Annotated in this window: 1 protein-coding gene; it reads right to left on the reverse strand. The window is 72.3% G+C overall.

Annotated elements, in window-relative coordinates; genetic code table 11:
- The coding region (locus tag HG543_RS54040) for an AMP-binding protein (protein WP_169352722.1) at positions 1–611 on the reverse strand (611 nt) is incomplete at both ends.

A 611-nucleotide genomic window follows, 5' to 3' on the forward strand; every position in this document is an offset into this window, starting at 1 on the left:
GGAGTCATCTGCGCCAGCACGGAGGGCGTCAGGGTGACGGCGGTGATGGACTCGTCGCGCAGCAGGGCACGCAGGGGCGCACCGGGCATCAACCGCTCACGGGGCGCGAGCACCAGCGTGGCGCCGGCCATCAGCGTGCCGAAGATTTCGGCGATGGAGGCATCGAAGCCGAAGGCGGCGTACTGGAGCACGCGGCTGGCCGCGTGGAAGCCGTGCTCGCGGGCGGCGGTCAGCGCGGTGTTGCACAGGCCGCGGTGCTGAAGCAGCGTGCCCTTGGGCCGGCCGGTGCTGCCGGAGGTGTAGATGATGTAGGCGAGGCCGTCGGCGAAGACGCGCGCGTCGGGGGCCGTCACGGGCTGGCGGGCCAGCAGGGCCGAGTCCGAGTCGAGCAGGACGAGCTGCTCACCGCCGGAGGGCAGGGTGTCGGCGATGGCCTCGGTGGTGACGAGGACCGGAGCGGCGCAGTCACGCAGCATGTAGGTGAGGCGCTCGACGGGGTAGCTCGGGTCCATGGGGACGTAGGCGCCGCCGGCCTTGAGGATGCCGAGGATGCCGACCACCGTGTCCAGCGAGCGCTCCACGCACAGGGCCACGGGCACTTCGGCCCGGAC

It is taken from the genome of Pyxidicoccus fallax, from assembly GCF_012933655.1.
Taxonomy (GTDB): Bacteria; Myxococcota; Myxococcia; order Myxococcales; family Myxococcaceae; genus Myxococcus; species Myxococcus fallax.